At 65.0% G+C, this 20,379-nt stretch carries 22 protein-coding genes and 1 pseudogene; 10 read left to right on the top strand and 13 right to left on the bottom strand.

The window, feature by feature from the left end:
* Nucleotides 1-48: 48 nt before the first annotated feature.
* The 3 genes from HNP02_RS20465 to HNP02_RS20455 are packed head-to-tail and all read right to left on the bottom strand — an operon-like array spanning nt 49 to nt 2,929.
* On the bottom strand, nt 49-1,575 hold the full coding sequence (locus tag HNP02_RS20465) for an APC family permease (protein WP_184441919.1): 1,527 nt from the start codon (nt 1,573-1,575) through the stop codon (nt 49-51).
* Nucleotides 1,572-1,997 carry a RidA family protein gene (locus tag HNP02_RS20460; RefSeq protein ID WP_184441917.1) on the bottom strand — a complete coding sequence of 142 codons (426 nt, stop codon included), beginning with the start codon at nt 1,995-1,997 and terminating at the stop codon, nt 1,572-1,574. The genes HNP02_RS20465 and HNP02_RS20460 overlap by 4 nt, the downstream gene beginning before the upstream one ends.
* Nucleotides 1,994-2,929 (bottom strand): phytanoyl-CoA dioxygenase family protein, encoded by a 936-nt coding sequence (locus HNP02_RS20455; RefSeq protein WP_184441915.1) that lies wholly within the window; start codon nt 2,927-2,929, stop codon nt 1,994-1,996. The genes HNP02_RS20460 and HNP02_RS20455 overlap by 4 nt, the downstream gene beginning before the upstream one ends.
* Nucleotides 2,930-3,112: 183 nt before the next feature.
* On the opposite strand from HNP02_RS20455, the gene HNP02_RS20450 reads away from it, so the two are divergent.
* Together HNP02_RS20450 and HNP02_RS20445 are read left to right on the top strand one after the other, a co-directional pair.
* Nucleotides 3,113-3,724, top strand: coding sequence for a TetR/AcrR family transcriptional regulator (locus HNP02_RS20450; RefSeq protein ID WP_184441913.1), 612 nt, complete (start codon nt 3,113-3,115; stop codon nt 3,722-3,724).
* A gap of 126 nt (nt 3,725-3,850) precedes the next feature.
* On the top strand, nt 3,851-4,612 hold the full coding sequence (locus HNP02_RS20445; protein ID WP_184441911.1) for an SDR family NAD(P)-dependent oxidoreductase: 762 nt from the start codon (nt 3,851-3,853) through the stop codon (nt 4,610-4,612).
* A gap of 13 nt (nt 4,613-4,625) precedes the next feature.
* Here HNP02_RS20445 and HNP02_RS20440 read toward each other — a convergent pair whose 3' ends face one another.
* Entirely contained in the window at nt 4,626-5,192 is a 567-nt protein-coding gene (locus HNP02_RS20440) for a sugar O-acetyltransferase (RefSeq protein ID WP_184441909.1), read from the bottom strand.
* A gap of 263 nt (nt 5,193-5,455) precedes the next feature.
* On the opposite strand from HNP02_RS20440, the gene HNP02_RS20435 reads away from it, so the two are divergent.
* Genes HNP02_RS20435 through HNP02_RS20425 form a run of 3 tightly spaced genes read left to right on the top strand, consistent with a single transcriptional unit; the run spans nt 5,456 to nt 8,179 of the window.
* Nucleotides 5,456-5,845, top strand: a complete 390-nt coding sequence (locus HNP02_RS20435; RefSeq protein WP_184441907.1) for a hypothetical protein — start codon at nt 5,456-5,458, stop codon at nt 5,843-5,845.
* The gene (locus HNP02_RS20430; protein ID WP_184441905.1) at nt 5,838-6,974 is read left to right on the top strand and encodes an AAA family ATPase; all 1,137 of its coding nucleotides are present in this window, start codon (nt 5,838-5,840) and stop codon (nt 6,972-6,974) included. Before HNP02_RS20435 ends, HNP02_RS20430 begins: the two co-directional genes overlap by 8 nt.
* 23 nt (nt 6,975-6,997) lie before the next feature.
* A complete protein-coding gene (locus HNP02_RS20425) occupies nt 6,998-8,179 on the top strand; it encodes a hypothetical protein (protein WP_184441903.1) in 1,182 nt (393 codons plus the stop codon).
* On the opposite strand, the gene HNP02_RS20420 is transcribed toward HNP02_RS20425, so the two are convergent.
* On the bottom strand, nt 8,168-8,482 hold the full coding sequence (locus HNP02_RS20420; protein WP_184441901.1) for a helix-turn-helix transcriptional regulator: 315 nt from the start codon (nt 8,480-8,482) through the stop codon (nt 8,168-8,170). The two genes, HNP02_RS20425 and HNP02_RS20420, sit on opposite strands and share 12 nt — an antisense overlap.
* 92 nt (nt 8,483-8,574) lie before the next feature.
* On the opposite strand from HNP02_RS20420, the gene HNP02_RS20415 reads away from it, so the two are divergent.
* Nucleotides 8,575-9,993, top strand: a complete 1,419-nt coding sequence (locus HNP02_RS20415) for an MFS transporter (protein ID WP_255506737.1) — start codon at nt 8,575-8,577, stop codon at nt 9,991-9,993.
* A gap of 65 nt (nt 9,994-10,058) precedes the next feature.
* Here HNP02_RS20415 and HNP02_RS20410 read toward each other — a convergent pair whose 3' ends face one another.
* From HNP02_RS20410 to HNP02_RS20385, 6 genes are all read right to left on the bottom strand, one after another.
* Nucleotides 10,059-11,288: a type II toxin-antitoxin system HipA family toxin gene (locus tag HNP02_RS20410; RefSeq protein ID WP_184441900.1), complete on the bottom strand. Its 1,230-nt coding sequence runs from the start codon at nt 11,286-11,288 to the stop codon at nt 10,059-10,061.
* Nucleotides 11,285-11,494, bottom strand: a complete 210-nt coding sequence (locus tag HNP02_RS20405) for a helix-turn-helix domain-containing protein (RefSeq protein WP_184442545.1) — start codon at nt 11,492-11,494, stop codon at nt 11,285-11,287. The genes HNP02_RS20410 and HNP02_RS20405 overlap by 4 nt, the downstream gene beginning before the upstream one ends.
* A gap of 167 nt (nt 11,495-11,661) precedes the next feature.
* Nucleotides 11,662-12,801: a hypothetical protein gene (locus HNP02_RS20400; RefSeq protein WP_184441899.1), complete on the bottom strand. Its 1,140-nt coding sequence runs from the start codon at nt 12,799-12,801 to the stop codon at nt 11,662-11,664.
* Nucleotides 12,802-12,837: 36 nt separating this feature from the next.
* Entirely contained in the window at nt 12,838-13,221 is a 384-nt protein-coding gene (locus HNP02_RS20395; protein WP_184441898.1) for a type II toxin-antitoxin system VapC family toxin, read from the bottom strand.
* A complete protein-coding gene (locus HNP02_RS20390; protein ID WP_184441897.1) occupies nt 13,218-13,433 on the bottom strand; it encodes an antitoxin in 216 nt (71 codons plus the stop codon). The genes HNP02_RS20395 and HNP02_RS20390 overlap by 4 nt, the downstream gene beginning before the upstream one ends.
* 169 nt (nt 13,434-13,602) lie before the next feature.
* The gene (locus HNP02_RS20385) at nt 13,603-14,313 is read right to left on the bottom strand and encodes a FadR/GntR family transcriptional regulator (protein WP_184441896.1); all 711 of its coding nucleotides are present in this window, start codon (nt 14,311-14,313) and stop codon (nt 13,603-13,605) included.
* Between the two features lie 225 nt (nt 14,314-14,538).
* Between HNP02_RS20385 and HNP02_RS20380 the strand changes: the two genes are divergently transcribed.
* The 4 genes and pseudogenes from HNP02_RS20380 to HNP02_RS44085 all read left to right on the top strand — a co-directional run.
* A complete protein-coding gene (locus HNP02_RS20380) occupies nt 14,539-15,462 on the top strand; it encodes an ABC transporter substrate-binding protein (RefSeq protein WP_184441894.1) in 924 nt (307 codons plus the stop codon).
* A gap of 20 nt (nt 15,463-15,482) precedes the next feature.
* Nucleotides 15,483-17,012: an amino acid ABC transporter permease/ATP-binding protein gene (locus HNP02_RS20375; protein WP_184441892.1), complete on the top strand. Its 1,530-nt coding sequence runs from the start codon at nt 15,483-15,485 to the stop codon at nt 17,010-17,012.
* Nucleotides 17,013-17,022: 10 nt separating this feature from the next.
* Nucleotides 17,023-18,114 (top strand): acetamidase/formamidase family protein, encoded by a 1,092-nt coding sequence (locus tag HNP02_RS20370; RefSeq protein WP_184441890.1) that lies wholly within the window; start codon nt 17,023-17,025, stop codon nt 18,112-18,114.
* A gap of 71 nt (nt 18,115-18,185) precedes the next feature.
* A pseudogene (locus tag HNP02_RS44085) lies at nt 18,186-18,263 on the top strand (hypothetical protein); the annotation flags it as partial.
* A gap of 710 nt (nt 18,264-18,973) precedes the next feature.
* On the opposite strand, the gene HNP02_RS20360 reads toward HNP02_RS44085, so the two are convergent.
* A complete protein-coding gene (locus HNP02_RS20360; protein ID WP_184441886.1) occupies nt 18,974-19,852 on the bottom strand; it encodes a zeta toxin family protein in 879 nt (292 codons plus the stop codon).
* A gap of 49 nt (nt 19,853-19,901) precedes the next feature.
* Nucleotides 19,902-20,333, bottom strand: coding sequence for a sigma-70 family RNA polymerase sigma factor (locus tag HNP02_RS20355; protein WP_184441884.1), 432 nt, complete (start codon nt 20,331-20,333; stop codon nt 19,902-19,904).
* Nucleotides 20,334-20,379: the final 46 nt, after the last annotated feature.

The following is a 20,379-nucleotide window of genomic DNA, read 5'->3' as shown; positions in this document are numbered from 1 at the left end:
AGGCAACGACGGATCGCTCGGCGTCCGGGTGAGTTCCCGGGCGACCCTCTACCCGATCCCCGCCATCGCCGGTGCGGCTGGCTCGATGTCGACGGTGGACTCCGACAACCTGTGCAAACTTGCCTTGCGCCGCATGAGCAGATAGATCGATATCCCGATCCCGATGACATACCAGGCGCCGACGACCGGGCCGGCCAGGCTCAGCGGCCAGCTGAGTGGCGTCGCGAAGCTGACGATCGGAATGCCCGCTCCGGCGAGGAACGCCGGAACCAACAGGATCGCCCCGAGCACCGGCACGATTACGTGCAGGAACACGTTGAGCTCGCTGCGTCGGTAGCGCAGGTAGTAGACGGGGCACGCGAGCGCCGTCACGAAGTAAATCGGGAGCACGCACACCGTCAGGGCCGTGCCGAACACCGAATAGGCCGTGACCGGATCCCAGACGTATCCGCCGACGAGCGTGAGGATCGTACCCAGCACGAAGAAGACGATGATGGACTTGGACGGCGAGCGCCAGCGCGGATGAACTCGTCCGAAGAACGACGGGATCGTGCCGCTTCGGCCCATCGCCCACATGCTTCGCGTCGCGGCGAGGGCCGCGGCGTTCATGCACGCGAAGGACGAGATCATCAGCACCACGACCAGCACGATCCACCCGTTGCCCCACAACGTCTTGGCCAGGCCGATCCACGCGTTGCCACCGTTGTAGGTCATGAAGTCGGCCATCTTGTCGGGACCGAAGTAGACGGTGGAGGAGTACGCGGTGAGCACGTAGAACAGGCCGATGAGCAGGCATGACAAGACCACGGCCCGCGGCACGTTGCGCCGCGGGTTCTTCGTCTCCTCCGCGAGTGGCGCTGCCGCCTCGAAGCCGATGAAGGCCAGGAAGCCGTACACGGATGCCGCGATCACACCGTTGATTCCCTCGAACCCGGGGATGTTGGCGTGGCTGGTAGTGAACAGCGACAGGCTGTTGGCGTCGCCCGAAACGCTGATCATCCACACCGACATCACCAGCAGCACGCCGATCTCCACGATGCCGAGGATGAGCCCGAATCGGACACCGATCTCGACGCCGAAGTAGTTCGTCGCGAACGCGCCTGCCAGACAGACCAACGCCCCCACCGTCCAGAGAACGTTGAATCCGCTACCTCCGTCGGGAAGCACGGTGGTCGCCAACAGGTTGCCGAACACCAGTGCCAGATAGGGCAGCGCGAACAGGTACATGAACGGATAGGCCCACGCGACGACGAAGCCGGCGGCGTTGTGCATGGACGTACCGACGTAGGACGCCAGCCCGCCCGCGGAAGACATGTGCTTCGCCAGCTGGCCGATCGCCGTGGCTACCAGCAGGCTGCCGACGAGCGCGAATATCACCGACAGCGCCAGCGCGCCGCCGCCGAACAACGCACCGGTGCTGATCGAGTATGCCGCGCCGGCACCCGGCGCCATCGTCGCGATCGCCACGAACAACACGCCGGGCAGCTTGATGACGCCCTTGGCCAGGCCTGGTTCCTCCGCTCCGACTACCGTTGGGGGCGTGGCGCTTTCAGCTACGTGAGGATTTGCAGTCACTTCGAGCCTCCATCGGTCAGGTCCACCGCGGTCGCCGTGATCTCGACGAGTTGATCGGGGTGTGCAAGCTCGGTGACTCCCACCCAGGTACTGGACGGCGGTGCGCCGCCGAATCGCTTCGCGAAGTGCTCGGCGGTCGCCATCAACGCTGGCACGTCGGTGGCATACACCGTGACCGCGACCATGTTCTCCAGCGACTGGCCCTCGGACTCCAGGCAACGCTCGAGGACGTCGAGGCAGAAGAGCACCTGATCCTCCATCGACCCGGTGCCGATGACCGTGAATTCCGGTGGCGCGCCGGTGAACGGAGCGATTCCGGAGTAGTAGACGGTGCTGTCGGCGCGGACGACCTGACTGAATCCCAGGAGTGCGAAGGTGGATTCATCCAGGTAGCCGACATCGGGGTTGTTGCGGGTGATCAAGAGACACCACCAGAAATGGCAGGTGTTTCGGCGTTGACCATTTCTTCGTGGAAGGTGTCCATGTAGTCCGCGTTGGCGTGATTGGGATTCTTCGTCAGTGCCTCGAAGTCGTACTGCTCCTTGGGTGCGTCGTCGTTGATGGCACGCATGGGGTCCTCGAAGTCACGGATGTAACCCATTGCCAGGCCGCCCATTTGGTACCCCATCAGCTTGAGCAGATCGGGGTCGAGCGTGCGCGCCACCTCGATGGGCGTCGACAGGTACTGGTTCTCTTCCTGGCGGACCCAGCCCACGCAGTAGGTGATGTTGATCCCCTGGCGCACTTTGTTCGACAGGTTGGCCGCCGCGCCGTGGTAGACCTTGCCTGAGTAGAAGAACATCGAGCCGCGTTCCATTTCGGCGCGCACGATCCTGGGATCGTCGTCCTCGTAGGTCTGCTTGCCCTCGATGAGGTGACTGCCCGGCACGATGCGGGTCGCACCGTTCTCGACGGTGAAATCGGTCATCGCCCACATGGTGTTGCACTGCACGTCGTAATCGAGCGGGAAGGGGAAGAAGTCCCAGGCGAGTTCGTCGCGGTGCAGGGGCTGATGGGTCTCGCCGGGAAGGACCGAGATCACCTGGGTGAGGTGCAGCTGGTAGACCGTCGCCTTCGACAACAGGTCGGCGGTGGTGCCGAGTACCAGCGGATGGGTGATGAGCTCGCGGCTGGCCGGTGAGCGCGGGATCAGCGAGCCGGTTCGCCGAGTCACTCGACCTATGAAGTCGTTGGTGCCCATGGGCGTCAGGTCGATGTGCTCTTCGAGCTCTTCGGCGACGCGGTCCATCACCTCGTTGGAGACAACGTTGTCGACGATGACGAAGCCGTCGGCGCGGATCGCCGCGGCGACCTCGGCGGAGGTGGCGGTGGGCGGCAGGTGGTACTTGGGCATGCACGTACTCCGATCGTGAAACAGTGCAGGGTAAGGTGATTGCTGTGAAAACAGGCTGGGAACCTCGCCGATGAGGCGGCGTCGTTGACAGCAAAAGTGAATCAGTCTCAGGTTTCTCAAGCGCTGCCGAACAGTAAAGGCCTCGTTACACCGGCCCGGCTCGCCGACCTGATGGTCCCGGTGATGTCCCAGGTCGGCGCGCGGCGCTCAGCCACCCAGTCCCGCAGCCAGGAAAAGATGGAACGGGTCCTTCGCGCCACTGCGGCGCTCCTCGACGAAAGCGGGGCCGAGGCCGTCACCACGACCGCGGTGGCCGCGCGAGCCGGGGTGTCCATCGGTTGGCTCTACAACTTCTTCGACGACCGCCAGGCGCTGCTCGAAGAGATCATGGTAACCGGGTTGGTAGATCTCGACGGTCGCTGGGACGCAGTGGGTTTCAGCCTGGCCGGCCCCGATTGGCGGACCAGGGTGGCAGCCGGCCTCGACGTCGTGATCGACTTCTTCAACGCCTCCCCGGGTTTCAGGTCGTTGTGGTTCTCCGCCGACTTCTCCGGCCGCATGCTGCAGGCAAACCGGCTGCACGATGACGCCCTCGCCGCCTACCTGGCTGCCACCGCCACCGCTACCAGACCCGACGCGCCGGACGTTCCGCTGGGGATCGTCACCCAGGTGTTCGGCGGCATGATCGACAAGGGCCTCGACCTCGCCTATCGCAACGACCCGGCGGGTGACAAGCACATGCTCGCGGAGATGTCACGCGCCAGCATCGAATACCTGGACCGCTTCCTGGCCTGAGAAGAGACCTCGGCCGCTGGTCATAAACGTCAACGACCGGGGATGATCGCTAGAGAGCGAATCGGGTGGCTGGGGAGCGGTAGCCGGCAGGCACCGACCCGACAGGCCACAACCCAAGGAGGCGCGGTGCGGAAGCTGGACGGAAAGAGGGCCTTGGTTACCGGGGGTGCATCGGGTATCGGATACGCCGTCGCCCGGTTGTTCCTCGAGAACGGCGCCCGCACCGTCATCAGCGACATCGACGGCGACAAGCTCGCCAGCGCGGAAAGGGAGCTCGCCGCCTACGGTACGGTGCGCGCGGTCGCGGGAGATGTGCGCAGCATGGCCGACGCTGGACGCATGGTGCAGGCCGCGGTCGACGAGTTTGGGGGCCTGGACACCGTGGTGTGCAATGCGGGCATCACGAGCGTCATGCCCATCGAGAAGCTCGACGAGTCGGAATGGGACGCGGTCCTGACGACGAACGTCAAAGGCATGTTCACCGTCATCAAGCACGCGGTTCCGCACCTCAAGAGTGCCGGTGGGGGCACGATCGTCACCCTTGGATCCGAGATGGGGATCGTGGCGGTGGCAGAATCACCGGCTTACAACGCGAGCAAGGGCGCAGTCATCATGTTCACCAAGTCCCTTGCGCTCGATCTGATTCGCTACGACATTCGCGTCAATGCGCTGTGCCCGGGCATCACCCGCACTCCGCTGTTGCAGTCTGAGGTGGACAACAGTCTCGACCCTGCCAAGACTGCCGCCGAGCAGGCCTCGTGGGCCCCCATGGGGCGGGTCGCCGACCCGCGGGAAATCGCCAAGGGGGCGCTATTCCTCGCCTCCGACGACAGTTCATTTGCGACGGGGAGTTGCCTCGTGCTCGACGGCGGCTTCACCGCAAAGTGAGCCGCCTGGCCTGTTAGGAGTTCTCGAGGCGACGGATGACCCGACACGGGTTTCCTGCGGCGAAGACCTGCGACGGCACGTCCTTCGTCACGACACTGCCAGCACCCACTACCGAGTTCGCACCGATCGTGACGCCGGGGCAGACGATGACACCACCGCCCAGCCATACGTTGTCACCAATGGTGATTGGAGCCGCGGTCTCCCACCTCTGCCGACGCAGCTCAGCGTCGTCCATCGGATGCAGGGCGGTCAGCAATTGTGCGCGCGGACCGATGGATACGTCATCGCCGATCACGACCGGGGCGCAATCCATCACGATCGCGTCATAATTGAGAAAACTGTTACGGCCCAACCGAATCAAGTGACCGTAGTCGCATTGGAACCTCGGCATGATCCACGATCCCTCGCCAATGGCTCCGAGCAGCCGCTCGAGAATCTCGCGGCGTTCCGCGTTCTCGCCCGATCGGGTGGCGTTGAAGCGGTCCAGCATCTCTCCACAGAAGCGACGTTCCCCGACCAGTTCCGGATCGTCGTCGCGATAGAGTTCCCCGCTCAGCATGCGCTCTTTGTCCGTCGACATGGCAACCATCGTGCACGAACTCACACCGGTCGTAACCCCGACATCACCCTCGACAGCGAAATTAGCGTGGCAGTATGGCCGCTACGAGCACGAGGACAAGAATCCTCCAAGGCGAATCGCGACACGCACGAGGGCATCGTATTCCCTCCCGACCAGCCGGGTTACTGTCAGCACAGCGACGAGACGGAGGGATTGATGGCCAGATCAGCGCCACGAACCTGCGACTTCGGCGCGCTGTCGGCCTACCCGGATAGCGTTGGTGCATGACCGGATTGTTCGGCGACCTCGACGATCCGCAACGCCTGCGCGACGGCATCATCGACGCGGTGAAGCACGGCATCGGGGCCAGCCGCAACGATGCCTCGAAGTGGGATCCGCTGTACCGGTTCTTCGCCGATGAGCTGGGTGTCGGTGACGGCCAGAAGGGCGGCCCGGTCATCGGCAAGCTGGTGACCGAGCAGAAGCAGATCGGCAACCGCTGCGACGAGATGGCCAAGTCCAACCCCGTGTATGCCGTGATCAGCGTGCTGGGTGACGTGACGCCCGAGCACATGCTGAATGCGATGCGCAAGCGTGGCCGGTTGCCGTCGTTGAAGGCGGCACTGTTCCTTCGGGAGGACACGCCGGTCCGGTTGGTGATCTTCGATGAGTGACGCGACCGTCGGGCGACTGCAGTCGATCTTCCCCGAACTGACCCCGGAACACCATCCGGTGCTGGGCACCGTCGCAGGCGGATCTGCCGCCAGTTCCGTTGGTGGACAGGTCCCTTCGGTGATCAGCGTGCCGATCGAGATCGACCCGCGGATCGAGCGGATGGTCCGACTGGCGATTCTGTCGGCGCCCGCGGTGATCCTGGTCGGCCCGCCGGGCAGCGGCAAGACCACGTTGCTGCGGCAGGTGGTGGATCGCATCGTCGCCGATCCGAAGTCGTTCGGTTTCCAGGCTGGACCAACCGGCGTGGAATGGTCTGCGGCGGAGGAGAATTGGTCGGCGACTGATCTGGTCGGCGGGCAGACCATCGACGGCGGCGAGCTGCGGTTCCGGCCGGGCCGGGTATTGAGCGCGGTCGCGGGCGGTCGGTGGCTGATCATCGACGAGGTCAACCGGGCCGACATGGACCGCATCTTCGGCGGCCTGCTGACCTGGCTCAGCGGGCAGGACGTGACGCTGGGTGCGGTGTCACCGTCGATCGGCTCTCCGCAGGTCGAGTTGGGCTGGTCGGGTACGGCGACGTGCTCGGTGGAGAACGCGTCGCTGCTGACGAACCCCATGACGGGCGCCGGTCCGGTCCGGTACCTCGCCGGTACCGAGTGGCGGCTGCTGGGCACGTACAACGCGCTGGACGCGCAGCGGGTGTTCCGGTTCGGCCACGCTTTGGGCCGCCGGTTCCTGCGGGTGCCGATTCCGGCCGCGGATGCGGACAAGTTCCGGATTGCGCTGCTGGGGCAGGACAGCGGGCTGCCGGAGCCGTTGCTCGACGCGATCGTGGCGATTTACTCTGCGCACCTGATGAATTCGATGACGACGCTCGGGCCTGCGCTGTTCCTGCGGATGGCCGACTACATCGCGGCAGGCGTGGGGACGGACGCCGAGACGTTGACGGGCATCGGTCAGGTCGACCGCGAGCTGCTGGCCGAGGCGTACCTGGTGAACGTCGGGACGTGGCTGCGGGAGATGGAGGACGAGCTGCCGTCGCTGGGCCGGGCGATCGTCGAGGAGCACCACGCCCTCGGGCAGTCCGAGTGGGAGTGGATCGTCGAGATGAGCCGCGTATTGTCCTGACGGTCGGGAGTGAGCCCGACGTCATGCTGCCGGTTCCGGAGGCGGGTCTGGACCACGTCCTGCGAGCGTGGGTGGGCCGCGGTCAGCTGGTGAAGGTGCTCAATCAGCTTGCCGCCGAAGAACTTCCGCGTTCCTGGCGCCCAGAGGACACCGCGCTGCGGGCGGACCTGATGCTCTTCCTCGACTTGGTGCCGTTGATCTCGCGGCTGCCGGGATCGGTCCGGCAGTGGAGTGATCTGCTGCCCGCGCAGTCCCGTCGCCGGCAGGCCGTTGCCGACGCGCCGAGTGGTGCGACGTCATGGGTCGACACCCGGCGACGGTACGGCTGGCCGCCGTCGGCGTTCGTGAACCGGCACCGCGACCGCGTCGCCCACGAGCTGCTGTCGTCGGTGCTGGCGTGGGTGGGCGGAGAGGTATTGAGACTCTCCCGGCGGGCGTCAACAATTGATGACGGCGTGGCTTCTGGTGTTTCAGGTCAGCTGGATTCGCTCTCAGCGGTGTTCGACGTCGGGCTGGTCTCGCCTGGTGCCGATGAGCCCCGGCCGTCCGAGCTCGCCGCGGTCGAGCGGGAGGGTGCGGTCTGGCGGCGGTTGGTGGAGGTGGCCCGCCGAATCCGGGCGGCCTCCATGCCCGAACTGGCGGCCGAGCTGCTCTTGCCGGTGCCGGAGCTGCGGCCGACGCTGTTCCAACTGGGCGTGCTTGGCGAGCTGCTGTTGGCATTGCAGTCGGCGGGCGCGTCCATCGTCAGTACGTCGCCGTTGAGCTTCGTCACCGGCCGTGAGCAGTTCCACGTCTCGTTCGGCGGGCGGGTCTGGCATCTGTGGATGGAGGCAGGCGGGAGCTGGCAACGCTACGGGGCGTCGTCGTTGTACCGGTCGTTGACCACGGCGTTGCGGGCCCAGACTCGGCCGCTGGCACCGGATCTCATGTTGATCCTGCCCGGGGAGGCGGCGTTCATCATCGAGTGCAAGTACTCGGCGAATGCGGACTACGTCGGGCGGACGGGTCTGGCGCAGACGCTGTTGTACATGACGGATGTCGGGGCGTCGATGGCCTCGACAGTCGAAGGCGTGGTGGTGGCGCCCGAGGGCGTGGTGGGTGGCGCGACCGTGGCCAGCACGCCCGCGGGGCGGTTGGGGCTGGCTTCGCCGTCGGCAGGCGTCGAGCGGGCGGTGGAGTTCGTGGTGGCCGACTCAGTCGTTTGAGTCGGTCGCGCTTCCACCGAGGACGGAGTCGAGGAGGCCGGGGAAGCGCTGCGCGAGATCGTCCGTGCGCAGCGACAGCAGATTCTCACGGCCAGCCGGCTTCTGCCAGATGACCCCAGCGTCGCGGAGCACCTTCCAGTGCCGGGTCATCGTCGACGGCGGTACTCCATCGATGATCGATCCACAGTTGCGTTCCCCGCCGTCGGCCAACGCCCGAACGATCTGCAACCGCAGCGGATTACCAAGAGCCGCCAGCACATTGACGAGCTCGAGGTCGGCGGTGCGCGGGTGCTGCGAGATCACGTATCAACCATATCCGACCGTTTGCACATGTACGTACTATCAGTCTATGGTCCAACTGTACGTTAATACGCGTAATAACGAGGATTGGAACGATGATGACCGAGACCACCCAAGACGATCCCGCACGAAGCTCGGGGTCACCGGCTCCCAGGCTGGGCGTCGCTCTGGCCCTGCTGGCGATGGCGCAGCTGATCTTCTCCCTAGACATCAACATCGTCTTCGTCGCACTGCCCGAGATCGGAGCCCGCCTCGACTTCAGCCCTCAGTCGTTGCAGTGGGTGGTCGGCGCCTACGCCGTGTTCTCCGGCGGCTTCCTCCTGTTGGGAGGCCGCGCCGCTGACCTACTGGGCAGGAGACGCGTGTTCATCGCCGCGCTGGCGCTCTATGCGATCGGTTCACTAGCCGGTGGCCTCGCCCCGAACGCACCGGCCATCGTGGCCGCGCGTGCCGTGCAGGGCATCGGTGGAGCGCTGCTGCTGCCATCGACGCTCGCCCTGATTGGGAGTCTGTTCGCCGAAGGTCCCGCGCGGAACCGAGCCCTCGCAGTCTGGGGCGGCGCCGGAGCCAGCGGACTAACTCTCGGCGCACTACTCGGCGGGATCCTCACCCAAGCCTTCGGCTGGCCGGCGGTGTTCTTCGTCAACGTGCCCCTCGCCGCCATCGTCATCGTCGGCGCGCTGCGCTTCATCCCCCGCGACGAGTTGCGCCATGGGGCACACCTATTCGACGTCTTCGGCGCAGTCGCAGGGACCCTGGCAGCCTTGGCCTTGGTCTTCGCGATCGTCGAAGGACCCATCAGCGGATGGACGTCGATCAACGTGTGGGGTGCGATGCTGCTGGCTGTTGGCGCCGCGATCGCGTTCACGAACATCGAACGGCGCAGCGCGGATCCGCTGATTGCGCCCGATCTCGTGCGCAACCGCAGTCTGCTATCCGCGGCCGCGATCACCTTCGTGTTCATGGGCACGTTCGGGGCGTTGCCCTACTTCCTGACCGAGCTGTTCCAACAGATCCGCGGCCTCTCGGCGTTGCAGACCGGCTTGATCTTCCTCATCCCCTCGATCGCGATCGCGTCCGGTACACAGGCCGGCGAACGCGTCGTCAACCGCATCGGCGCACGACGCACAGTTCTGCTCGGATTCGGCGTCGGCATCCCCGGGACCGCACTGCTCGCGATCGCCTTCCAATCCGACAGCGGCATCTGGATGGCCGTTCCCGGTCTGCTCATCTCCGGGTTCGGGCAAGGCATCGTTTGGACGTCGATGTGGGTTGCCGCCGCGACGGGCGTGCATCACACCCAACAAGGCGTCGCGAACGGCCTCGCATCCACCACCCTCAGCCTCGGCAACGCCATCGGACTCGCCGCACTCACCGCGCTTGCAGCCACGGGCGCCCGCGACGCCGCATCACCGTCGCAGGGCGCACTCATCGCCGTGCTCGCCGCTGCCGCCGCCATGCTCCTCGGGATCGCCGCATCACGAGGCGTGCCCAAGAAGGCACTGACCGACTGAGCCCATTCGTCCACCGCGCTCGTGCATGGCTCGAACCCCTCGCCCCCACACTGCGCAATCGCCCGCTACTTTAGGGTTTCGATGCGCGCGCGCAGCATGTCGGCAAGCAATTGCGTCTGCCGCGTGTCGAAGCCGATTTCTGCGCACCGGTCTGGCCACTCACCGGCGGCATGAACAACCGAGTCGATCATTTTCGACGGCGCACGGCTTCGGAGGCCGAGTTGTTCCGCGGCGTAGAGGAAATGGGGGCGGTCGAGCTTGTTGGCTCGGCCGAAGAGGTTCAGTGCCATGGGGTCTTTCCAGCCGGCATAGGGCTGGGTGGTGAGGAGGTCATAGGCCGGCGTCGGCTGCCAGATACCGGTGGGGTTGTAGATCGATAGATTCTTGCCATGGAGATCGCCGTTACCGATAAGCCAGGAGAACACAACGGTTTTCAGCAGCTCTAGAACTGCTGCCGCCTTCGATCCGCCACCGCGCGCACATGCGTCGGCGAGGGTGTTGATGGCGGTCTCGGTTTTGATGCGGTACTTCGATGCTGGATAGATGCCATCGACCTGACAGGCGTCTTCCTGCGCGATCCGGGTTTCTCGATCGCGGTCGAACCGCGTGACCAATAGTGCGCTGTGCCCGTTGGCGTCGTGGATTAGCGAGGTTCTAGGAACTCGGAGACCGCAGGCGGCAGCCATTCTCATGAAGAAGTGCTCGTTCTCGACGAGTCGAGGGAACTGGGCTGGGCCGAGCTTGAGGATCGCGGGTCCCGCGCTGGTGCGCGTCGTCGTAGACCACGTCAGGGCGCTCACTTTGGGTTGAACTCCAGCCAAGCCGACGGGATCTGCGTCGACGGAGCCGGTTAGTTTGGCGTACACGGCACGGAAGTCGTTGTCGCGGCCGGGTTGAAACATGGGAAGTCGTGATGGGGGCGGAGTGCCGGCAGGGACGACTCGCACGTTTCCTATCGTGTCGGCGCCGACAGCGAGTAGCAGGGTGAGGTGGTCGTCAGCCGATGTCTTTGTCGAAGAGGTCACGACACCGAGTCGGACACCCTCGGGGAGTAGTCCGGCGAAGAAGGGCGGGACGGCGCCGCCGGTGGCTGTTCGCGGGTACTCGTCTGTTCTCAGTAGTGACCACGAGACCGATCGGTCGCGAACCGATGGCTCGGTGCTCGGCTCGGCAGGCAGGTAATCGAAGGTGATCGAATCTTGGCTCTGGCGGGTGAGCTTGCCCGAGAGCGCGTCGTCGATGTAGACGTCTGCGTCGGTTATCGCCCGGAGGTCGAGCGGTTCTGCTGCCGTCATTCAGACTCGTTCGTGGCTTGAAGCCGCAAGCCTAGGATGTCCGCAATATCCACGACGGAGGCCAGTTTGATTCCGCCACTGCCCCGTTCAAGTGCCTGGACGCTGTAGCGGGACACGCCGGCGAGGTCAGCAAGTGTTTGTTGGGTGAGCCGCAGCTCGATTCGCCTAGCAGCAAAGAATCGGCCTAAGTTTGATATTTCAGGCATAGCATCGTCGGTTCTGGGCTTCCTGCGTCGGGGATCCGCCACTTCACTCCTTATGCCCGGAAAGTCAGGCATAAACAGCATGGACTCGGCATGGCGTCACGTCAAGGTCCTTATGCATGGCATATAGATCATAAGGAAGAGCGTGAGCGCGAATAGGACCCCGACGCCTACACCCGCTCGTGACCTGGGCTCATCTCGTCGATCACGGCGAGTGCTTCAGCGGTGAGTTCGTCCCGAATGCCGCTCTGCGCGTGGGCGAACGGCACGAATGCCCGGAGGAGCTCTGGAACATCAAGCACGGCCCGTAGCGAAGTGTCTTCGCCGAACGACCCGGCGAAAACCTGCGCCATACGCGCCGCACTCCACCGCAACGGATCCTCCGTGCCCGTGTCCAGGAGCTTGAGCAAAAGCTCTCGGTGGTCGTAGTCATCGAACGGCGCGCCTGCGGAGGAGGCGAAGAACTGGTCGCGCAACTCCACCGTCGACTCCTCATCCCAGGACGGCGATTCGTATTTCTGGCCACCTTCGGGCATGTGTCCGATCAACCACTGCACCAGTGGTCGACAATCCGGCCACGAGTCGGTTCGCACTACGAACGGTAACCGGTCGAGCCCATGCTGGATCCACGCGCGGGCGTCGGCAAGGGTCATGTCGACGAAGCTCTTGTCGGGATCGGTGTTGCGCTCTGCGGCAACGGAGATCACGTGCTCGATCGAATCTGCCACGTAGAACGCGTCTTTGACCTCCGACATTGACAGGTGATCGATGTAGGCGACGCAGGTCAATTCGTGCCCGCTGGCAAGTCGGGCGCCGATCACCAGTTCGTCGTCGTCACCCAACACGTGCGTCATCCGCACTGCCCGGTACACGTCGACCTGCGGCAGACCGGAGATCCACTGCGGCAGGGGGTCGTGGCGCGCGGCAACCTCTGCTTCGCACCTGAGCCGTAGATCCTTGTCGTCGACCAGCAGTTCGGCGAATACCGCCAGCAGCGCGGTGGTCTCCGGAACCGGTACACCGACGAAGGCCGCGACGAGATCGTCGAGACGGACGGGGTCGCGCTGCTCGCGAGACTTCACATAGGCGGCAAGCGGGTCGGGCTTCGCCGCCTCGATCGTCATGCTGGCTGCCCCGAGGAGATCCAGCGGATGCCCGGTGTCCAGTGCCCGGCGCACTTCCTCGACTAGCAGCATTCCCTCTGGAGGTTCGCCGGGGGCTTCCTCTGGGGTTTCCTCGTCGCGCGTCTTCATCCGCCGCGCGTCGCGTCGCACCTGCTTGGCCATGCGGCGCTTGCGTCCTTCGTTCATGGCACGGACGCTACTTACGGGCGGTGACACCGCGGTTCATCGAGGCACGACGGTGATGGCGCAGCGCGGACCGCTTGCACTGGCCAATCGCGCATCGGCTGTTGTCAGCGGGCAGCCGAGATTCTCGGCCAGAGCGACATACATTGCGTCATACGAGGTCACGGTCGCTCGTAGTTCCCAGACGCGTTCCAGCAGCGGCGGTGCGGCGTAGCGAATCAGCCCCAACTGTCTCCATACACCTATGGCGCGGTGTGCATCCTCGGCCATCAACCGGCCCGCGAGAACCTGTCTTCGCATTGCGCTCACCACTTCGGTATCCACGAGGTGTGGGACGTGGATGGTCTCGGTGGTGACTAGGCGACGCGCCTGACCGTCATTCAGCAGTGCCGATACCGCTGCCGAAGCATCGAGAACGATCACCTGCGATCGGCGGCGATGTGCTCGGCGATCGCGTCGGCCGGGACGTCCAGGTCGGGCAGCGTGGCGATCAATGCGGCGTTGTCCACCCTGCGCGTCGCAGCGTCGAGCTCCCGGATGGCCACGGCCGTAACCGACGTGCTCGCTGCGCGCGCCAGCCGTTCGAGCCGGTTCATCACGTCGTCGGGCACGTTGCGCAAATGCAGAGTTCGCATGCCGCGATTGTATGCGAATAGGTTGCGGTCTGCTAGCGATCTGCTAGCAGACCTAGCAGCGGTGGCTGCGATCCTGCACCAGCCCACGCCGATCGAAGCACCGTGCGGCTGAATGCCCGGCTGCTTGCGGCGAGGTCGCGCCAAGGGCACGCCAGTGCGCTCCGGTTGCTCAGGCCTTCGGTCTGCCCTGGTGGCTGGCCGCCCGGGCAATGAGGTCCTTGACGTCCTGGAGGTGAAGCACCATGGCCTCCTGCGCGGCTACCGGGTCGTGATCGCAGATCGCCTGGTAGATACGGTGGTGCCCCTGCGTGGAGATCCGGCGGCCCCGGCGGGTTGCGTGCGAGAACTGCCTGACGTCGTTCGTCCATCCACTGCTCATCTCCTGCAGCGACTCCAGCAGTGGATTTTGCGCGGCGCGGGCCAGCAGCAGATGGAACTCGACGTCCAGTCGCAGCGACTCCGACTGCAACAGGTTCTCGTGCGACCTGTCCAAGACGTCGCTGAGTTGCAGCTTGTTCGACGGACTTGCCCGGCTTGCGGCAAGTGCGGCAATCGACGGTTCGATGATCTCGCGCAGTTCGGCGGCGTGCGCCTGACTCACGTCGTCGACGTCGAGGTTGCGCAGGTCGGTCGAATTCTGTTGGACGGCAAGGACGATGGTACCGCGGCCGGGCCTGCGATCGATCAGGCGTTTGGCCTCGAGTTCGTGCATCGCCTCGCGCAGGGTGGACCGTGACACGTCGAAGGATTCGGCAAGTACCCGCTCGGAGGGAAGTCGTTCTCCCGGCGCCAATTCTCGGGTGGCGATCAGCCGCTCGAAGTGGGCGGCCAGCACCACCGACATGCTCTGGCCGCGGCGCGGTGCTGGCAGCTGGGTCATCTGTGACTCCTTCGAGTGTGCTGGTGCGCCACATGATAGGTCAGATGGTCCGGCCAAGTTGCCGTGCTAGCTCGTCGCGGATGTTACGCCGTGTAAAGCAATCCGGGGTGTCGGTAAAGGGTGTGTAAATCAACCCATCTCACCCTGCCGATCACAGGTCCGCGACCTACGCTGCCCATGTCACTTGGTCGGACCATCCGGCCAATGCATAGGAGGCGCTGGACAATGACATCGAGACGGACGGCCGCGGTACGAGCCATCGGCATCCTCCTGTGTGCGGTCGCTGCCCTGGCCGGATGCTCATCCACCACCGATGCCGGCAAGCCCGCTGCCAGTAGCGAGTACGCCGACGTCGCGAATTCCGCTGCGTGCACCCAGCTGCGTCAGCAGCACCCCAAACTGGTCGGCAAGACGATGACCAACGCGCTCAATCCGTACACACCCGGTTACGAGACCGTCGACCCGAACGACCCGAGTAGGTATCAGGGTTTCGACATCGATCTCGGTAACGCCATCGGAGCATGCCTGGGGTTCTCCGTCGGCTATGTATCGGTCGGCTTCTCCGAACTGATCCCCACCGTGTCCAGCGGCAGGGCGGACTGGATTCTCTCGAACCTCTACGCCACGAAGGAACGCGCGCAGGGTGGCGTCGATTTCGTCAGTTACTCAAAGGTTTTCGACGGGATCCTGGTCAAGAACGGCAATCCGAAGAAGATCACCGGCATCGACACATCGCTGTGCGGCTCGACCGTTGCGCTCAACAAGGGCTATGTCGAGGTGCCACTCGTCGACGCCGTCGGGCCCAAATGCGAAGCGGAGGGCAAGCCCGCGCCGACCACGAGCCTCTTCGACAACAGCTCCGACTGCGTGCAAGCGATCCTGGCCGGCCGGGCCGACGCCTACATGAATGACGTCAACACCGTGAACCGCTACATCGCCGAGCACTCCCAAGACCTGGCTTCGGCGGACACCGTGATGTTGGACTACACGATCGGGATCGGTGTGCCGAAGGACAACCATGACTTCCGGGACGCGCTGGTCGGAGCGGTGACGGAGATCCAATCCACCGGGCTGCAGGGCAAACTCGCGGGCAAATGGAAGCTTGACCAGAACGCCGTCGCGCAACCGACCGTGCTCAGCGCCAGCTGAGCCGGCGGCCGCTCCGACATATGGACAAGTTCGCGCACTACCTCACCACGGGTTGGCTCCTCGAGGGCATCGTGTTCACCTTGCAGCTGACCTTGTACGGCTTCGCCGGGGGTTTACTCCTTGGCCTGCTGCTCGCCGCTGCTCAGCTGACCCGGTTCAGGCCACTCACCTTCGTTGCCCGCGCCTATGTGGTGATCTACCGCGGTACCCCACTGATCTTGCAGATGGTCTTCGTCTTCACCGCGCTGCCGCACGTCGGAATATCGCTGCCCCCGCTGATGGCGGCCTCGGTCGCGTTGGCGATGAACGAGGCGGCCTTCTTCGCCGAGATATTCCGTTCCGGGGTGCGCGCCGTCGACCCCGGGCAGTTGGCGGCAGCCCGGGCGCTGGGCTTGGCGCCGAGGGTGGTGGCGATGAAAGTCGTGCTGCCCCAGGTCGCCCGGATGTCGGTCCCCGCGCTCGGCAACGAGGCCATCGCCACGATGAAGAACTCGGCGTTGGCGTCGATCATCGCGGTGCCCGAATTGACTTTGCGCACTCAGCAGTTGACGTCGGCGACCTTCGACTACTTCTCGATCTACTTCTCCACCGCGGTGATGTACCTGGCACTGACCGGAGTGCTGACGCTGGTTCAGCTTCTCGTCGAGGACGCACTCAATCTGGACCGCACCACTCGCAGGTCGGTGCTCTCGCGGCTTGTGCCGCTGCAGCGCGAGGCGCCGTCCGCACCGCTCATCGCGAGCGTCCGACCATCCCCGCCGCCGGGGCCACGCACCATCGGCGCGCCGCTGATTCGGCTGGCCGGAATCCGCAAATCCTATGGCGCCCACACCATCTTCGACGGTGTGGACCTCGAGATCCGTGCCGGCGAAGTGGTCGCGCTGCTGGGCCGCAGCGGCTCCGGCAAGAGCACTCTGCTGCGGATGGTAAACGGACTCGAGGACTCCGACGCGGGTGCGATCACCGTCGCGGGCATGGTGGTCGGTCGAGACGACCGAGGGCGCCGGCTCACCGAACGCCAGGCCGCGGAACAACGCAGGCTGCTGGGGATCGGAATGGTCTTCCAGCACTTCAACCTATTCAGTCATCTGTCGGCGCGCGCGAATGTCAGCGGGCCGTTGTGCTGGACGGGCACCCCCAAGGTGGATGCCGACGGCACCGCTGACTCACTGCTGGCCCAGGTGGGCATGGCGGAGCGGGCTGATGCGCTGCCGCGGCGGTTGTCGGGCGGCCAACAACAGCGCGTCGGTATCGCGCGGGCGCTGGCGATGAACCCCCGCGTGCTGCTTCTCGATGAGCCGACCAGTGCTCTCGACCCGGAGCTGGTCGCCGAGGTGCTCGACGTCATTCGTGGTCTGGCCCATCACGAGGGGTTGACGATGATCATCGCGACACACCAACTCGGGTTCGCCAAAGAGGTCGCTGACCGGGTGGTGTTCATGGCCGACGGCCACGTCGTCGAAGAGGGACCTGCGGCCGAGGTGATCGAAGCGCCCTCACACGAAATCACCAGCCGCTTCATGAACGCGATGCGTGCGGCAGAAGTATAGGAGGAACATCATGCTTTCAGGGCAAGCGACGAGGACGGTACTGCAGGCTGGCTCGGGGCCGGTGCGTGGCCGTCACTACCTGGCATCACGCCCAGATCAGGCACTCTGGGGTTGGCTTCCGAATGCGGGGACACCACCTGTGCTGGAAGTGGACAGCGGCGACACGGTCACCATTGATACCGTCAGCCACGAGGGAATCCTCGAGGACCAGGGCCGCGACCCGGTGAGCTACCTCGCCCAGTTCGGCGTCGGCGAAAACGAAGTCCTCACCGACGCCATCGACATTGCCGGTAGCGGTCTGGCTCATGACATCGACGAAGGACCCCACGTGGTCACGGGTCCCATCGCCGTCAGCGAGGCGCACGCCGGGGACGTGCTCCGGATCGACGTGGTGGACCTCGAACAGCGAGCGCCCTACGGCTTCATCAGCATGCGTCACGGCTTCGGTGCACTGCCGGGTGAATACCCCCCGGACGAGCGGACGCTGAGCTACTTCTGTGAGACCCACGACGTCAACGGCGCCGCCCGCGGAAGCATCCGAATAGACGAACGCCGACTGGAGTTTCCGGTCAATCCCTTCCTCGGGATCATGGGCGTCGCGCCCGACACCCGCGACGCGGTGCCTTCGGTTCCGCCGGGAGACCACGGCGGCAACATAGACGTCAAGCACGCCGTGGTGGGCTCGACGATCTTTCTGCCGGTGCAGGTCGACGGGGCGCTGTTCTACGTCGGCGATCCGCATTTTGCGCAGGGCAATGGCGAGGTCGCGCTGACCGCACTTGAGGCGCCGTTGCGGGCAACGTTGCGATTGAGCGTGCTGACCGGCGACGCGCGAGCGCAAGCGGTCGGTCCGTTGCGGTCCCCGGTCATCGAGACGTCATCCCATTGGATTCCGATGGGGATGGATGTCGATCTCGACGAAGCCATGCGGCACGCCGTTCGAAACGCCATCGCGTTCTTGACCGTTCGGTTCGGGCTGCCCGCACCCGCCGTGCTGGCATACCTGTCGGCTGCCGCCGATTTCGAGGTGAGCCAGGTGGTGGACTCGGTGAAGGGCGTGCATTGCATGATCGCCAAGGCCGACTTCTCGGCGTGGTTCTGACGGCGGCTCAGGCACCCTCGCCTCGCTCTCCCGCACCCGATACCGGGTGACACCCGACACCGGCATCATCCCGTGCGATGGCGGGCAGTGGCTCGGTCGTGACCGCCGCAGGACTGGTGTTCTCCTTCACCATGGCGCGCCGATTGGTTCAAACTCCTGGATCCCTTCCCCACCGGTGACGCCAGCCGTGCGGCATGGACGCCGGCCGTCTGCTCGCCGCGCTGGGCCTGCGATGGCATCGACGGCCGCCGACACCTCGATGTCCTCTGGTACGAGTTTGACGTCACCTCCGCCGGAGGCTCCGGTCCGGTGCAGCGGATTGGCATTGAAGGGTGGTCGACATGGCTTCTGACTGGTTCGCCAAGCTCATCGGTTTCGAGGAGAGAGCTACGCCGTAACGCGTAGCCGGCTTCTGGTGCAGGGCGACGAGCTAGTCTCGACGGTGAATGACAAGCGGTACGGCATCGGGACGCTGACGGTGCCGATGTTGGCCGAATTGCGTTCTCGCATCGAGGTTCCCGCACGCGGACGCAGCACGGTGCGGTGCGTTAACGGGGCCGCGCGGGCCATGCATGCCGACCCGGAACTCGAAGGCGCGCTGTTTCAGGTCGCGTCGCAGTTCAACCTTCTCGAGATGACGGGACCGAGCGTCACTCCGGAGCAAGGGGGCACGCGGTACGCCGGTGATGCGACGCAGGGCCCGGCGTGTGCGATCGCGGCGGGGCCGCGACGATTTATCGCAACTACTTTGCACCCGTCGAGGTCTGCGGAGGCTCCTATCGACCTTGCCGCACACGGCAAGGAGGGCCGTAAACTGTGTAATTACAGTATCTTTCACTGTCGGGTTCCCTGCCCTGCGTCAGCTGCGGGGTTTGTGCGTGCAGGCAGGTCCGACGCCAGCGAGGATTGCCGACCGGTTCTTTAGCACCGCCCCGCAGTGCACGCACACGGCGCCGAGCAGGGCGCCCTGCCATGGCTCGACGTCACCGTCGGGGGTGAGCCGGGCTTTGTACTCTGTCCCGCTGGCGGTTCGGCTGACGATCAGGATCTCCGATTCGATACCCGCGTCGTTGCCGTTCGTGTAGAGGCTGCGGGCGTTGGCCGCGCACAGGGAGGCTGAGCGCGCTCCCGAGTACAGCTGAGCGAGCGCTGATTCCGCGATGAAGCGGCCCCCGATCTCAACCCCATAGGTCAGGCGCTGCGAATGTCGCGCCTCCCACCACCGGCGCTTCGACTGCTCGACGGCCACCGTAAGCGGAACCTCGATATCGAGGATGGTGAGACGTTCATAGCCGCCCACGGCGAGCTCGTCGACATGACTGACGGACAGCTGCGGCCAGGACAGGGTTCCCTCCATGACGAAGTTTTCGCCAAGCTGCAGCGATGCTGTGCGGACCCGGTCGGCCGCGTCAGTCGATGCCCGATGCACCCACCCGGCCAGCTCGCCCGGGCTGACTGAATTGCCGTCGGCGAGAACATGACCACCGCGGACGTCGAGTAATCCCGCCGTGTCGAGACCAGCCAGGAGAATGTCCTTGATCTCGTCCGGATCGATGCGCCGGTAGCCTGCCGCGATGGCGCCGAGCGCGCTTGACTTTCCGGCGCCGGGGACGCCGGCGGTGATGATCGCCGCCCGGCCGCCAGCCGGCGCGTCGTGCTGCTGGGCACGGTACTGCCTGGCGACCTGGGCGATGAGTTGTTGGTCCGCAAGATAGTCGCGCACTGCGGGTGGCGCCACAGCAAGCTGCCCTCCGACGAGGAGGGCAGCAAGTTCGGCGTGGACCGTGTTACGGAGTCGGCGGTTGGACGGCGGCGCAGACACTCTCGTATTCCTCGTCGCTGAGTAATTCGACTAAATGAGCAGCGCTGACCTGGGTCCATGTTCCAGGCACGGATCCGTCGTGCGGGAATGGCGCGAACTCGGTAAAGGTGTAGGGGTACGAGCTGAGCTGTGCGACCAGCACATCGCGCGGGGTGTCATCGATGGTGGCGCGCAGAATGATTTCCTCTGGCGTTTCGGCCTCGGGCAGTGCGCGGGCGCCACGCAGGATCCGGCCGACGCGTGGCTGTGTGGTGTTCAGGATGTCAGCGATTTCTCGTTGACTCTTGCCTGCCAGCGCCAGCCGCTGTGCGTCGCGCATCTCGTCGAGGAAGTCCAGGCGCTCCCGGGCCTGACGGATGTGCGCCTTGTGGGCGATCTCTTCAACGGTAGTCGTCATACAAGCCTCCTCTCGGTCGCGTGATACACAGCGTATCAGGTATTGA

The organism is Mycobacterium sp. AZCC_0083, assembly GCF_014202335.1.
GTDB lineage: Bacteria > Actinomycetota > Actinomycetes > Mycobacteriales > Mycobacteriaceae > Mycobacterium.
This window is presented reverse-complemented; position numbering and strand designations above follow the sequence as displayed.